This window comes from Mycobacterium sp. 29Ha (assembly GCF_032883055.1).
In the GTDB taxonomy this organism is placed as follows: Bacteria; Actinomycetota; Actinomycetes; order Mycobacteriales; family Mycobacteriaceae; genus Mycobacterium; species Mycobacterium gallinarum.
On sequence record NZ_JAMQTI010000004.1, the window covers coordinates 34,624 to 48,606 of the forward strand.

Consider the following 13,983-nt stretch of genomic DNA (forward strand, 5'->3'; position numbering starts at 1 on the left):
CGGCGAATGTGTGGCGTTGCTGGCCGCCGACTGCGAGAATTCTCCGATCTGGCGCTTTCGGCGGAAACGCCAGCTTGAAGGGGGTGCTCGAAGATGGGGATTCGCCGGTTCAGCGCAGGGCTGTCGATGGTCGCCGCACTGCCCGCCTTTGTTGCCGACAACGCTATCTGGCACGCTCCGCCGGCCATGTGATTGAGGAACGACTATGCAAGATCCGACTGGACTCACAGGTGTCCAAGAAAGATCCAAGAACAACGACCGAGGCTCATGCCATTCAGCAAGCCACCTGAGCAGGAGCACATCGTCATGAGCATGAAGAACTTCGCTGCCAGACCCAGAGCCGTCCGCGGCCTGGCTGTCACTCTGGCGTCGGTCGTAACCGTCTCGTCGGCGGCCTTGAGCATGGGTGCGGTTCCCGCGCTCGCGCAGCCGACGGAAGAGACCACCGTGGTGGATACCCCGGTGTACGAAGAGACCCCATTCTACTCCCCGCCAGTCGTGGAGGCCCCACCGGTCGTGGAAGCCCCGCCGGTTGTCGAGGCCCCGCCGGTTGTCGAGGCGCCGCCGGTGGTCGAGGCGCCGCCGGTCGTTGAGGCCCCCGCGGACACCCCGGCTCCGGTCGTGACAGAGGAGGCGCCGCCGGTGGTCACGGAGGAGGCACCTCCGGCGAACACCCCTGAGTCCGGGGCCGAAGGGTCCACGCCCGACACCAAGACACCTGACTCCACCGAGGGCACCGGTAGCACCAGTGGCACCGAAGGAACCGGTAGCACCGGTGGCACCGAAGGAACCGGTAGCACCGAAGGAACCGGCGGAACTGAGGGAACCGGTGGCACCGAGGGAACGACCGGTGGAACCGAGGGGACCGAGGGAACCGGCGGCACCGAGGGAACCGGTGGAACCGAAGGAACGACCGGTGGAACCACGGGTGGAACCGAGGGAACCGGTGGCACCGAAGGAACCGGTGGAACCGAAGGAACGACCGGTGGAACCACGGGTGGAACTGAGGGCACCGGTGGAACTGAGGGCACCGGTGGAACCGAGGGAACCGGTGGAACCGAGGGAACCGGTGGCACCGAGGGAACCGGTGGAACGACCGGAACCGACCCGGAGACCAATCCCGCAGGTGGAACGGTCGTTTCGAATGCCGAGGCGGCGGAGGCCAAAACGCCTGTCGAGCCAAAGCAGACGGACGCCGCCCCGGAAAACATCGAAAAGGCCGAAACCGCGCCGGCGGTTGACGTGAATCCCCCGCCTGCTCCGAAGGCCGAGGTCGAGGAGTTGCATGACCTCGTGCTGACCGGCGAGGTGAAGACTGGTGGCCCAATCAGTGCGGAGGCGGCGATCAAGGTCGAGGCCAACGTTGCTCAATGGCAGCCCGACTGGGTGCAGTACGACAAGTACTACCGTCCGTTGATCTTCAATCCCTACCCCGAGCCCATGAAGGTGGTGTACGAGGTCGGCGGCGAGCCGCGGATCGTGATCATCGAACCGTTCGGCCGGGTGGTCACCGAGGTGCGGGATGCGGGTTCGTACAACTTCTCCGCAATTCGCCTCAACGCGTTCGGAATCCCCATCGAACTTGCCGTCGGCAACTTCTTCGGCGGCGGCTACGTTCCAGGACCCGGGCAGCCGCCACCGCCGCCGCCGCCGCCGGTCCGGACCCTCACCGACGTCCCGGTTCAGGTCCAGTACACCAACGCGACCTACGCTCCGATGGTTGTCAAAAGGGTCGTCGACGTGGGTCCCGATCCGACCAACAACAACCTCCACAAGGTCCTTCTCGACGGCGTGACGCCGGCGTGGGGTGAGTGGAAGAACAACGAGGCGGGTGTGCCGCAATTCGTGGTCAACGAGACGCAGAGCTTCCCCGGGATGGAAGCCCCTGGAGAAGGACCGCTGCCCGGAAACTATGACCTGAAACTGGTGAGCGACGAGAAGCCCACCGGGTTGGGTGGCACTGACTTCCTGCTCATTGCGGGGGCCGCCCTGGTCGCGGTCGTAGCGGTCGGCGCGATCGTCATGACGGTCCTCGGCAAGCGACGACGGTCAGCGTTCTGACGCGGTGCCCGAGCGCGGCCGAAATGCCGCGCTCGGGCGCGCACCAGATTTGAATAGACAAATGCATGTTTCGTCGACCGTCCGGAAGTGGTCTGCGGGTCTGGCTCTGGTAGCCATCGTCGCCAGCGGCGTCGGTATCGCGGCCGTGATGATCTTCGGAAGCATCACGGCGCCGAAGCCGTCCGAGCGGGCGGTGACACCGCGCACGACGCTCGCACCACCGCAGCCGAAGGTGCCGACTCCCGTCGAGTTCGCCATCGGGGTCAATGTGACCGAGCAGAACTGCGAGCCCGACGCATTGTGCAGCTATAAGTACACGATCGAGCCGAAATACATTGGGCTGCATCCGCTGCCAGAGACGCCGTTCACGGTGTTCTACGAGGTTCTCGGCGGGAACGCGCCACAGAAGGGCGAGTTCACCGTGCACAAGGACCAGGCGCAGATCCGCAAGGACGTCGTCCTGGAGGGCCCGCCGGGGGCGCAGCTCAAGGCCCACGTCATGAGCGTGACCGGCTGAATTATTGCGGTTCTGCGCCCACGGCGATGGCTACGGACGCATTGTTGGCGATATGACAAAGGCGTCACTGCTGCGGGCCGAGGAGGGTTTGCCGCGCGACGTCCAGGGTGCGGCGGACCCACGCTTCGGAAACGTCGTGCGGATCTTCGCTGGAATGTTCCCGGGCCGCCGATTCGGCGGTGGCGCGCTGGTGGTGTACATCGATGGCCGACCCGTCGTCGACGTGTGGACGGGGTGGTCGGACAGATCCGGGCAGGTGCCGTGGACAGCCGATACGGGGGCGATGGTGTTCTCCGCGACCAAAGGGGTCGCGGCGATGGTCATCCACCGTCTAGTCGATCGTGGGCTGCTGTCGTATGACGAGCCCGTCGCGAATTTCTGGCCCGAGTTCGGCGCCAACGGCAAGGACGACATCACCGTGCGCGACGTCCTTCGACATCGATCCGGGCTGGCCCATCTCAAGGGCGTGACCAAGGAGGAACTGCTGGACCATCTGCACATGGAAGAGCGGCTCGCCGCCGCACCCGCCGATCGGCAGCGCGGCCGGCAGGCCTACCACGCGCTGACGTACGGGTGGATTCTCTCCGGTTTGGCGAGGGCCGTCACCGGGATGGGTATGCGCGAGCTCATCCGTGCCGAAGTCGCGCAACCTCTGAATACCGATGGCCTGCATCTCGGTCGTCCTCCGGCGGGCTCGCCCACCAAGGTCGCGCAGATTCTCGCGCCGCAGGGCTCCCGCGCGAATCCGATATTCGATTTCGTCGCGCCGAAAGTGGCCGGGCTTCCGTTGTCGGGTGCGCTTGGCGCCATGTACTTTCCTGGCATCAAATCCCTTGTGCAGGGCGATATCCCGTTTCTCGACGGCGAGGTGCCCGCGGCCAACGGTGTGGTGACGGCACGTGGGCTGGCAAGGATGTACGCCGCGGTCGCCAATGGCGGCAGTCTCGACGGCGTCGAGCTCCTGTCATCGGAATTGACGCAGGGTCTCGTCGGAAACCCGAAGCCGTGGCCGGATCTGAACGTCGGCGTACCGATGCCGTTTCATCTCGGCTACCATGAATCGCCGATACCCGGGCTGCTCAAGGGTTTTGGCCATATCGGCCTCGGCGGCACCCTGGGCTGGGCCGATCCGACGACCGGCAGTGCATTCGCGTTCGTCCACGATCGACTGCTCACGCCGATGCTCTTCGACATGGGCTCTTTTGCCGGCATTGCCCGCCCCCTGCGCAACGCCATCACCGCCGCCCGGCACAACGGTCCCATGGTTGTGCCGAAATACGGTGCGCGCTATCGGGAGTCGGCTCCGCAAAGGAAAGTCGCGGGCCGCCGCTAACTCGTCGGAACGACGCCGCGTGCCTGCGGCAGCGGCAGATCGTTGTAGGTGGCGATGCCAGGTGCCGCCGCGACGACTGCGCCGATGGCGTGGATCGGCGGCATCGCCGTCATGATGTGTCCGAGCACGAAGAAGTCCTCGAGGGTCTTGGTGTTCTCGATCATGTCGGGCGGTGGGAGGAAACCGACCTGCATATTGACCGTCGGCCGCCCGTCGATGGTGATCTTCCATCCATCGCCGTCGAGCTGCCAGTCCGGATCCAGCGTCTGCCCCTTTTTCCACCGAACGTTGATGTCGATCACGGTCTTGCCGTTGGCAATTCCCTGCCAGCTGGCGTATACACCGGCGACGTGCCCGGCTTTGATGGTCCACGAGGCCATCGGGAGATCCTCTGTGGTCTGGGCGTATTCGGATACACACTTGATCTCGTCCAGTTCGATGCCGACGGCGTCGGCGACCAGCTGCACCGCCTCGGCGAACACCGCCGTGCCCTTCTCGGCCATCGGCGGTAGGTCGGGATCGTCGATCTTCTTGTCGAAGCCGACTGGCCGCTCGGTGTCAGGCGAGTCGTAGAGGGTGGTGTCGGCGGACTCGGCGATGGTGATCTTGTCGACCCGGTCGCATGCGGTGGTGGCCACGATGGCCAGCAACTCGGCGAACCCGGGGCTGACGCCCGAGCCGAACAGCGTGGATCCGCCTCGTTGGCATGCATCTTCGAGTTTGGCGCGGCCGTCGCCGAGATTGTGGCCGGTGATGAAGGACGCGGACGCGACGACATTCACACCGGCCTCGAGGATGTGGACCAATTCGTCGACGTCGATCCACATCGGGTTGTACACCACGACGTCGGGCTTCAGCGCCAACAGCTCGTCCACGTCGTTGCTGGCCTTGACCCCCAGCGGCTCGATGCCCGCCAGTTCGCCTGCGTCGCGCCCCACCTTGTCCTTCGACCATGCGTAGAGGCCGACGAGTTCGTAGTTCGGGTTCTTGGCGATCGCCTCGACCGAGCTTTTTCCGACATTTCCCGTCGTCCACTGGACGACCCGGTATGGGGTGTTGGGCACGCGCTCAGCATAGGGGCGTCCGGCGCGGCGGGGAAGCGTTTTTACCGACCGGCGAAAAATCGCCTATGGTGACGATGATGAGCGGGCGAACCAGGGGGCGTCCACCGCGGATCAGCCGGGACCAGATCGTTGTCGCCGCCCGAAGCGTCGCGGCCAGCGACCTGACCATGCAGGCCGTCGCCGATGCGCTCGGAGTGAGCCGCAAAGCGCTGCACTACTACGTCGGCGACCGTGCGGGCCTGCTGACGCTGATGGTGCTCGACCAGTTCGAGCGGGAACTCGCGCCCGTCGAACTGCCCACAGACGACGACTGGCGGGCCACCCTGCGGACCTACGCCATGGCCTTCCGCGACGGACTCATCCGGGTGGGCATCCAGGACTCCGTGACCGATTTTGCGCAGCTCGGCGGCCTCAGCACGGCGGCGGCGCTGGCGTTGGCCGACCGCGTCCTCGACGCGCTGCTGTCGGCGGGCCTGGACCCCGACAGCGCGCGGCACGGCCTCACCGCCGCGTCGAACATCGCGCAATCGGCCGCGCAGACCGTGCTCGCACAGACCGGGTCCGGCGCCCACCGCCACCGTGCGGAAACGACAGAGGCGCTGCTGCGGGAACCGCAGGACACCTACCCGGCGCTGCGCCGAGTGCTCGAATCGGCACCGGCCACCGAACACGACGCGCAAACCCAGTTCGACTTCGAACTCGGCGTGGTGATCGCCGGTCTGGAACGAATCCTGAAGCGTGAGTCGTTGTGAGGCAACGCTTTACAGCGGAGTGAGCGCGACCTTCCCGGTACGCTGCTGGCCGCTGCCGTCGATCCACGTGAGATCGATGACGTCACCGGGATAGTGGCGGTCCAGCACGTACGTCAACGTGGTGGCCGAGTCCAGCGGCGTGCCATCCAGTGTCGTGAGGACGTCGCCGGCGACCAGACCGGCCTGGTCGGCGGGGCCGCCGCGCAGAACGTCGGCGACGAGCACACCGGGTCCATCGGTCGGAGCGGTACGCACGCCGACACCGAGCAGCACCGGCGGGCCGATGTGCACCGAGTCCGACGCCGCCCCTGAGCGGATTTGGTTGGCGATGGCCATCGCGTCGTTGATGGGAATGGCGAAGCCCTTGCCGCCCGGGCCCATCCGGAAGTTCACCGACGCCGCTGTCGTGACGCCGACGACCTGGCCCGCTCCGTTCACGACGGGGCCGCCGGAATCCCCGGCGACCACCGGTGCCGCGAACTCGATCAGCCCGGTCAATTCGTCCTTACTGCCGGTGAGTGCATCTTCAGCGTTGACCGTGCGGCCGAATCCGGTGACCGTGCCCACTTCGTGGGTCAGCGGGGCGTTGCTGCCCTGTGCGTTGCCGATGGCGACGACAGGCTCGCCTTCTACCAGGGCACCGGAATCGCCGATCGGCGCCACAGGCAACCCACTGGCGCCCAGCAGTTGGAGCACCGCGATGTCGCGACGACGGTCATAGCCCACGAGTTCGGCGGGGAACGCGCGACCGGCGACAGCGACGGTGATGCGGTCGGCCCCGCCGACCACATGGAAATTGGTCATCACCTGACCATTCGGGTCAAGCACGATGCCCGCGCCGTTTCCGACCGCGTTCTGGTAGTAGATCTCGGTGTCGATACGTGCCACCGCCGGCTCGACCACGCGCGCCGCGGCGATCGGATCCCCGGGGGCGGCCCCTGACGTAGCCGGGTGCACTGGCGTCACCAGCGCCAGGACCGCGACAAGTGCGGTCAACAGCGTCGCGCAGGAGCGACGCATACGAATTATGCGCATCAGCCCATTTTGCCCGAAAACGAAATCTTTAATCGTCAACGGCGACGCCGCCACGCAGGCGCCTGCGGCGACGCCGCGTCGGCTCCGCCTTCTCGGACGTCCCGTTAGCAGGGGATTTGCCGTTTGCCTTGTCGGTATCCGGCGCGTTTTCGTCGGCTTTGTCTGCTTCGTCGGCCGTCGCCTCGGGCTCTGTTGCCGTCGACTCGGGCTCCTCGGCCTCAGCGGTGACCTCAGCGGGCTTGTCTTCGGACTCCTCTTCGGGAGTCTCGTCTGCGGGCGTCTCGTCTGCCGTCGCCTCGTCCGCGGTCTCCGTGTCCTCAGCGTCGTCCTCAGCGTCCTTCTTACGGCCGCGGCGCTGCTTCGGCGTCTTGGGCTTCAGCGGTTTCGGCGGTGGTGGTGGCAGCTCGGCGACATCGGCCAGGTAGAACGAGAAAATCCCCAGCAGCGCGATCGCGGCGGCTGCACCGTAGATCCCGAACAGCCACTGACCCGCGTCGTCCAGCGAAAGCCAGATCTCGCTGATCGCCGCGCCGAGGATTAGCACACCGGCGAGGACGTGCAGCACGATCGACGCCGTCCGAAGCCGCAGGGCCAGCAGCGGCGTACGGAACTCCGGCCGTCGCGTGCGTAGCAGCGTGAAGACCACCGGTAGCGCGGCCAAGCCGATCAGCACACCGGTGACGATGCGCATCACGGTGCCGAGCGTGTGCGACGTCGTACCCATCAGTTCCCACCAGCGCGGCAGGACGAAGGCGAAAAACAGGGCCGCGGCAACACACGAGAACGAGGCGTGCCACAAGACCGCGACCCAGCGCCGCATACTCCTCCTTGAGGTTGGTTGGCCCGGGGTGCGACCAGGTCATTCCTATGTGGTCGCACCCCGGCCAAGCGCGGAGGATAGGGGATTTGAACCCCTGAGGGCTATTAACCCAACCCGCGTTCCAGGCGAGCGCCATAGGCCACTAGGCGAATCCTCCGCCGGTCATGGTAGCCGACCACGCTGATGTGCCCGTCCAGTCACATGTACGCCGGGTATTAGACTCCCTGCTGGACCCCGCGCGGCGTCCATCCTGTGAACTCCCCCAGGGCCGGAAGGCAGCAAGGGTCAATGGGCTCTGGCGGGTGCGCGGGGTCCCCCTCTTTTCCCGGGGTTCACCCGCTCCCAGTGAAAGGCGCCTCGTGTCGTTTCAGTCGCTCGGCCCTGCGGAAATTCGCGCACAGCACGAGTTGCAGACGCGCAATTACGCCGACCTCAAGGCCAAGGGTCTCAAGCTGGATCTGACCAGGGGCAAGCCGTCGGCCGCCCAGCTCGACCTCTCCAACGGCCTGTTGGACCTTCCGGGGAAGGCCGACTTCAAGGACGGCGACGGCACCGACACGCGCAATTACGGCGGCCTGCACGGGCTGCCGGAGCTGCGGGCCATCTTCGGCGAGATCCTCGGGATCGGGGTGCCGAACCTGATCGCCGGCAACAACGCCAGCCTCGAGTTCATGCACGACGTCGTGACGTTCACGATGCTGCACGGCGGTGTCGATTCTCCGCGGCCCTGGAAGGATGAGCCGGACGTCAAATTCCTGTGCCCGGCGCCCGGCTACGACCGGCACTTCGCGATCACCGAGACCCTGGGCATCGAGATGATCACCGTCCCCATGCACGAGGACGGCCCGGACGTCGACCTGATCGAGGAGTTGGTCGCTGTCGACCCGGCCATCAAGGGCATGTGGTGTGTTCCGGTGTACTCGAACCCGACCGGCGTGACCTATTCGTGGGAGAAGGTGCGGCGGCTGGTTCAAATGCGGACCGCTGCCAACGATTTCCGGCTGATGTGGGACAACGCCTACGCGGTGCACACGTTGACTCACGATTTCGCGCAGAACATCGACGTCCTGGGGCTGGCCGAGGCGGCGGGGAATCCGAACCGGCCGCTGGTGTTCGCTTCGACGTCAAAGATCACCTTCGCCGGTGCTGGGGTGAGCTTCTTCGGGGGCTCGCTGGGCAACATCGCGTGGTATCTGCAGTACGCGGGCAAGAAGTCGATCGGGCCGGACAAGGTGAACCAGCTGCGGCATCTGCGATTCTTCGGCGACGCCGACGGGGTGCGGCTGCAGATGCGGCGTCATCAGGAGCTGCTGGCGCCCAAGTTCGCCACGGTGCTGGAGATCCTGGCCGACCGGCTTGGCGAGTCCAAGATCGCGTCGTGGACCGAGCCGAAGGGCGGCTACTTCGTGAGCCTGGATGTGCTGCCGGGCACCGCGCGCCGCACCATCGCGCTGGCCAAGGATGCAGGTATCGCGGTCACCGAGGCCGGCGCCACCTTCCCATACCGAAAAGATCCGGAGGACAAGAACATTCGGATCGCGCCATCGTTCCCGCCGCTGCCCGAGTTGCGCGAGGCGATGGACGGCCTGGCGACCTGTGCGCTGCTCTCGGCCACCGAAGCGTTGCTGAAGGACTAGCTCGCCTACGTGATGACCCATCGCACGTCGGCTCATCTCACGAGAAGTGAGGGGTTTGGCTGTACGCGGCGCTACGGCGTCAGCCGGCCTCGGTAGCGTGTGCGAGCGTGGCGCTCTACCGCAAGTACAGACCCGCGACCTTCGCCGACGTGGTTGGCCAGGAGCACGTCACCGAACCGCTGTCCACGGCGCTGACAGCGGGGCGCATCAACCACGCGTATCTGTTCTCCGGGCCGCGCGGGTGCGGCAAGACGTCGTCGGCGCGAATCCTGGCCCGGTCGTTGAACTGTGAGCAGGGGCCGACGGCCACGCCGTGTGGGGTCTGTGCGTCCTGCGTGGCGCTCGCGCCCAACGGGGGCGGCAGCGTCGACGTCACCGAACTGGACGCCGCCAGCCACGGCGGTGTGGACGACACCCGCGAGCTACGCGATCGCGCGTTCTACGCTCCGGCGCAGTCGAGGTACCGCATCTTCATCATCGACGAAGCGCACATGGTCACCACGGCGGGCTTCAACGCGCTGCTGAAGATCGTCGAAGAGCCGCCGGAACATCTGATCTTCGTGTTCGCCACGACAGAGCCGGAGAAGGTGCTGCCGACCATTCGCTCGCGGACGCATCACTACCCGTTCCGGTTATTGGCACCGCGGACCATGCGGTCGCTGCTGGAGCGCATCTGCGCGCAGGAGACGGTCACGGTCGATGACGCGGTGTACCCGCTCGTCATCCGCGCCGGCGGCGGATCGCCCCGTGACACGCTGTCGGTGCTCGACCAGCTGTTGGCGGGAGCGGACGGTAACCAGGTCAGTTACCCACGGGCCCTGGCGCTGCTGGGTGCCACCGATGTGGCGTTGATCGACGATGCGATCGATGCGCTCGCGGCGGGCGATGCCGCCGCGCTGTTCGGGGCAGTCGAGGGTGTGATCGATGCCGGTCACGACCCGCGGCGGTTCGCCACCGATCTGCTCGAACGGTTCCGCGATCTGATCGTGCTGCAGTCGGTTCCCGACGCGGTCGCCCGCGGGGTGGTGGACGGGCCCGAGGACGTGCTGGAGCGAATGCGCGATCAGGCGACCCGTGTCGGCAGCGCAACGCTGACCCGCTACGCGGAGGTGGTGCACGCCGGGCTGGGTGAGATGCGCGGTGCGACGGCGCCCAGGCTGCTGCTCGAGGTCGTGTGCGCGCGGCTGCTGTTGCCGTCGGCCAGCGATACCGAGTCGGCGTTGTTGCAGCGCGTCGAGCGCATCGAGACCCGGCTGGACATGTCGATCCCGGCGGGGGAGCAGCCCGGGGGCGCGCCGAAGTACAGCCGCAAGAGCCAGGCCGCACCGGAATCCGGCGCCGAAGCACCCGTCGCCCCCAAGCCCGCACCGGAGCTGAAGCCGGCGCTCGAGCCGACGGTCGTCGTCGAGCCCAAGCCGATGCCGGAGCCGACACCCGCGCCGCCCAAGCCGCCTGAGCCGGTTTCCGCTCCGAAACCGGAACCGGCATCGCCTCCTCCGGTCCGCCAGCCCGCCGACCCCGTCGTCGCGGCGCCCCCACCCGCGGCCGTCACCGGTGAACCGAACGCCGCTGCGGTGCGCAGCATGTGGACGACGGTGCGCGAGAAGGTCCGTCAGCGCAGCCGCACCACCGAGGTGATGCTGGCCGGCGCGATCGTCCGCTCCGTCGAGGGTGACACCCTAGTGCTCAGCCACGAGTCCGCACCGCTGGCCAAACGGCTGACTGAACAGCGCAATTCCGATGTCATCCGCGAGGCGCTCAAGGACGCACTGGGTGTCGACTGGAAGATCCGGTGCGAGGTGGGCCCGCCCGGTCCGCCGCCCGCCGCCGAGCCGGAGCAGAAGCCCGCCGCCGCGCCTGGCCCGCCGCCACCGATCGACGTCGACGACGAGGAGAGCATGCTCGCCGAAGCGGGCAACGACACGTCCGATACACCGCGACGCGACCCGGAAGAGGTGGCGCTGGAGCTTCTTCAGAACGAACTCGGCGCCCGCCGCATCGACGGCGGCTAGGCCCTAGGGCGTCCACCACGGGCGCAACGGCAGCCCGCCGTCGTTCCCGCGCTCGTCCAGCTTGACGGCCAGAACCTGGTGCAGCTGAACGACATTCGTCTCGAAGCCCACTCGCGAACCGGCCATGTACAGCCCCCACACCTTCGCGGTGGGAAGCCCGACTTCTTCGACGGCCTCGTCCCAGCGCTCTTCGAGGTTGCGGCACCAGTCGCGCAGCGTCAGCGCGTAGTGGTGGCGCAGATTCTCCTCGTGCACCACCTCGAGGCCGACGTCCTGCGCCTCGCTGATGATGCGGCCCGAACCCGTGAGCTCCCCGTCGGGAAACACGTAGCGGTCGATGAAACCGCCTGCGTTGGCGCCGGTTCGGTTGTCATGGCGGGTGATGCAGTGGTTGAGCAGCAGCGCGCCGACACGCATCTTCGACTGGAGGAACCGGAAGTACGCCGGATAGTTCTGTACGCCGATGTGCTCGGTGAGCCCGATCGAAGAGACGGCGTCAAACCCGGATTCCCGGATATCGCGGTAGTCGCCGTGGCGCACCTCGGCGAGGTCCGACAGGCCCTGCTCGTCGATCGCATTCTGAGCCCACTCCGCCTGCTCCTTGGAGAGCGTGACGCCGATCGCCTTCACACCGTGGCGCGCGGCGTATCGGACCATGCCGCCCCATCCGCAGCCCACGTCGAGCAGTCGATCACCGGGCTGCAGCCGCAGCTTCTCGAACACCAGTCGGTACTTGTTCTCCTGTGCCTCCTCCAAAGTCGCGTCGGCATCCGGATAGCACGCGCAGGTGTAGGTCATCGACGGACCGAGCACCCACTCGTAGAACTTGTTCGAGACGTCGTAGTGGTGGTGAATGGCCTCGGCGTCGCGAGTCTTGCTGTGCCGCAAACCTTCCATGACGCGACGCCAGCGCGGCAGCGCTTCCTGGGGCGGCGGGGCGATCGGCTTCAGATGCTCGATGCCGATCGTGCGCACGATGTTGGCAAGCACGCGCGGTGGCGGAAGCCTGAAATCGAGTTTGTCGGCCAGCGCCATGAGCAGGTCGTAGGGATCGGCCGGATGGACGCCGAGCGGTCTGAGATCGCCCGCTACGTATGCGCGCGCGAGCCCGAGCTCACCGGGGGCGGTCGCGAGATACGTGGTGCCGCGCGGTGTCAACAGGTCGAGGCCGAGCGTGGCGTCCTCGGGTCCGGCTGAACTGCCGTCGTAAGCGGTGAATTTCAGCGGAATCTGACCCGCGGCGAAGATCTCCAGGATCTCTGCCAACGTGAGTCTTCCGGCTGGCGCTTGTGTCGAGTGTTCTTTGAATGTGGTCATCGTCGTTGCACCGCCTTTGCGTACAGGTCGAGGAGTCTCGAGTCGGGGTCGTAGGTCTTTTTGACGGTCTTGTAGGTTTCTCCACCATAGAGTTCGTCGAACTCGTCCGGGCTGTAGTACGCATCGGAATACAGCGATTTGTGACCATCCAGCTCGCTGACCTTACGTTCGATCAATCTATTCGTATGTCCTTCGGTCGGACCCATTGGCACCGACGACCAGAACCCGACGTTGACGTACGTGCTCTGGGCGCGGATCGGGTACAGCGGCCAGGTGGTGTCGCCGCGGAGCCGCAACGGGCACAACCAGATCGGCTCGATCGGCACGTTGGACAGGAACCATTCGACGAACTCCTCTGCGCGGGACAACGGGACCTCGATGTCCTGCACGACGCGTTCCAATGGTGGTCTGCCGTTGCGCTTTTCGATCCTGTCGGCGATGTTGAAGCGTTGGTCGTAGCCGATCAGCTTCCAGTAGACGCTGCTGCGCCGGTAGCGCCGCGGCCAGAACCGGCGGATGAGCGGATCCTGGGCGCCGAATGCCCTTGAGCACCAGAACCAGTCGGTGTCCCAGCGCCACAGGTAGTCGTGGATCGTCAGGCGGTCGTGCTTTTCGCCCTCGGGGTGCTGGATGGACCGGTAGTAGATCTGCTGGCCGGTGTAGTCGCTCACGGGACCCGGAGTGCCGGTCTGGAATCCGAGTACCAGGTAGCTCTCGTCGGCCGAGAACACGACACCGTCGAGGTAGTCGACGGGCTTGCCGGCCGCTATGTCGGGGTGGCCTCCGGTTTCGATGATGCGGTCCATCGCGGCGAAGAGATCCGTCAGTGAGTGGAATCGCAGATGCCGAAGCTCGACGAACGGTTTGACCGGTTCCAGCTCGATCTTGATGCGAACCGAATATCCCAGCGTGCCATAGGAATTCGGGAAGGCGCGGAATAGGTCAGAATTCTCGGTGGGCGAGGCGGTGATGACGTCGCCGGTGCCGGTGAGGATGTCCATCTCCAGCACCGACTCGTGCGGCAGCCCGTTGCGGAACGACGTCGATTCGATGCCGAGGCCGGTGACTGCTCCGCCGAGCGTGATCGTCTTGAGCTGCGGCACCACAAGCGGCGCAAGCCCGTAGGGCAGCGTCGCCGCGACCAGGTCCTCGTACGTGCACATTCCGGCGACGTCCGCGGTCCGATTCTCGGGATCGACGGCGATGACCCCGCCGAGGCCCGAGACGTCCAGACCCTTGGTCGACGTCTTGGCACGGGCCCGGAAGAGGTTCGACGTGGGTTTGGCCAGTCGGACCGTCGCGTTCGGGGGAATCGCCCGGTAGCTGGCCAGTAGCCGCTCTACCCCAGCGGAGTGAGCAGAACGTGCGTCGGTATCCACCACTGACACAGATATACGCTAGTCCGCGGTCGCAGGTGATGCGACCGCACCGACTG

The 13,983-nt window shown here is 66.2% G+C and carries 11 protein-coding genes, 1 tRNA gene and 1 other RNA gene; 7 read left to right on the forward strand and 6 right to left on the reverse strand.

Annotated elements, in window-relative coordinates:
- Positions 1-267 precede the first annotated feature (267 nt).
- The 3 genes from M1248_RS06415 (at position 268) to M1248_RS06425 (ending at position 3,911) form a co-directional block, all read left to right on the forward strand.
- The gene (locus M1248_RS06415) at positions 268-2,061 is read left to right on the forward strand and encodes a hypothetical protein (RefSeq protein ID WP_317147890.1); all 1,794 of its coding nucleotides are present in this window, start codon (positions 268-270) and stop codon (positions 2,059-2,061) included.
- Positions 2,062-2,122: 61 nt separating this feature from the next.
- Positions 2,123-2,578 (forward strand): hypothetical protein, encoded by a 456-nt coding sequence (locus M1248_RS06420; protein WP_163731969.1) that lies wholly within the window; start codon positions 2,123-2,125, stop codon positions 2,576-2,578.
- A 52-nt stretch (positions 2,579-2,630) separates the two neighbouring features.
- Positions 2,631-3,911 carry a serine hydrolase domain-containing protein gene (locus M1248_RS06425; protein WP_163731966.1) on the forward strand — a complete coding sequence of 427 codons (1,281 nt, stop codon included), beginning with the start codon at positions 2,631-2,633 and terminating at the stop codon, positions 3,909-3,911.
- Here the strand turns inward: M1248_RS06425 and M1248_RS06430 are convergent.
- On the reverse strand, positions 3,908-4,975 hold the full coding sequence (locus tag M1248_RS06430) for a dihydrodipicolinate reductase (protein ID WP_317147891.1): 1,068 nt from the start codon (positions 4,973-4,975) through the stop codon (positions 3,908-3,910). The two genes, M1248_RS06425 and M1248_RS06430, sit on opposite strands and share 4 nt — an antisense overlap.
- 77 nt (positions 4,976-5,052) lie before the next feature.
- Here M1248_RS06430 and M1248_RS06435 point away from each other — a divergent pair, with 77 nt between their 5' ends.
- Positions 5,053-5,727: a TetR/AcrR family transcriptional regulator C-terminal domain-containing protein gene (locus M1248_RS06435; protein ID WP_163731960.1), complete on the forward strand. Its 675-nt coding sequence runs from the start codon at positions 5,053-5,055 to the stop codon at positions 5,725-5,727.
- A 9-nt stretch (positions 5,728-5,736) separates the two neighbouring features.
- Here the strand turns inward: M1248_RS06435 and M1248_RS06440 are convergent, their stop codons facing one another.
- The 3 genes from M1248_RS06440 to M1248_RS06450 form a co-directional block, all read right to left on the reverse strand.
- Positions 5,737-6,762: a S1C family serine protease gene (locus M1248_RS06440; RefSeq protein WP_163731957.1), complete on the reverse strand. Its 1,026-nt coding sequence runs from the start codon at positions 6,760-6,762 to the stop codon at positions 5,737-5,739.
- Positions 6,763-6,790: 28 nt separating this feature from the next.
- Complete coding sequence (locus M1248_RS06445) at positions 6,791-7,582, reverse strand: hypothetical protein (protein ID WP_163731954.1); 792 nt, start codon at positions 7,580-7,582, stop codon at positions 6,791-6,793.
- A gap of 71 nt (positions 7,583-7,653) precedes the next feature.
- Positions 7,654-7,739 (reverse strand) — tRNA-Ser (locus M1248_RS06450).
- A gap of 68 nt (positions 7,740-7,807) precedes the next feature.
- On the opposite strand from M1248_RS06450, the gene ffs reads away from it, so the two are divergent.
- The 3 genes from ffs to M1248_RS06465 all read left to right on the forward strand — a co-directional run bounded on the left by ffs (position 7,808) and on the right by M1248_RS06465 (position 11,231).
- Positions 7,808-7,904: signal recognition particle sRNA small type (ffs, locus tag M1248_RS06455), an RNA gene on the forward strand.
- A 37-nt stretch (positions 7,905-7,941) separates the two neighbouring features.
- A complete protein-coding gene (locus tag M1248_RS06460) occupies positions 7,942-9,219 on the forward strand; it encodes an aminotransferase class I/II-fold pyridoxal phosphate-dependent enzyme (protein ID WP_317147892.1) in 1,278 nt (425 codons plus the stop codon).
- 107 nt (positions 9,220-9,326) lie between these two features.
- Entirely contained in the window at positions 9,327-11,231 is a 1,905-nt protein-coding gene (locus M1248_RS06465) for a DNA polymerase III subunits gamma/tau (RefSeq protein WP_317147893.1), read from the forward strand.
- 3 nt (positions 11,232-11,234) lie between these two features.
- On the opposite strand, the gene M1248_RS06470 is transcribed toward M1248_RS06465, so the two are convergent.
- Both M1248_RS06470 and M1248_RS06475 read right to left on the reverse strand, forming a co-directional pair.
- Entirely contained in the window at positions 11,235-12,548 is a 1,314-nt protein-coding gene (locus tag M1248_RS06470; protein WP_317147894.1) for a class I SAM-dependent methyltransferase, read from the reverse strand.
- Positions 12,545-13,936 carry an FAD-binding oxidoreductase gene (locus tag M1248_RS06475; RefSeq protein WP_317147895.1) on the reverse strand — a complete coding sequence of 464 codons (1,392 nt, stop codon included), beginning with the start codon at positions 13,934-13,936 and terminating at the stop codon, positions 12,545-12,547. Before M1248_RS06475 ends, M1248_RS06470 begins: the two co-directional genes overlap by 4 nt.
- Between the last annotated feature and the right edge of the window lie 47 nt (positions 13,937-13,983).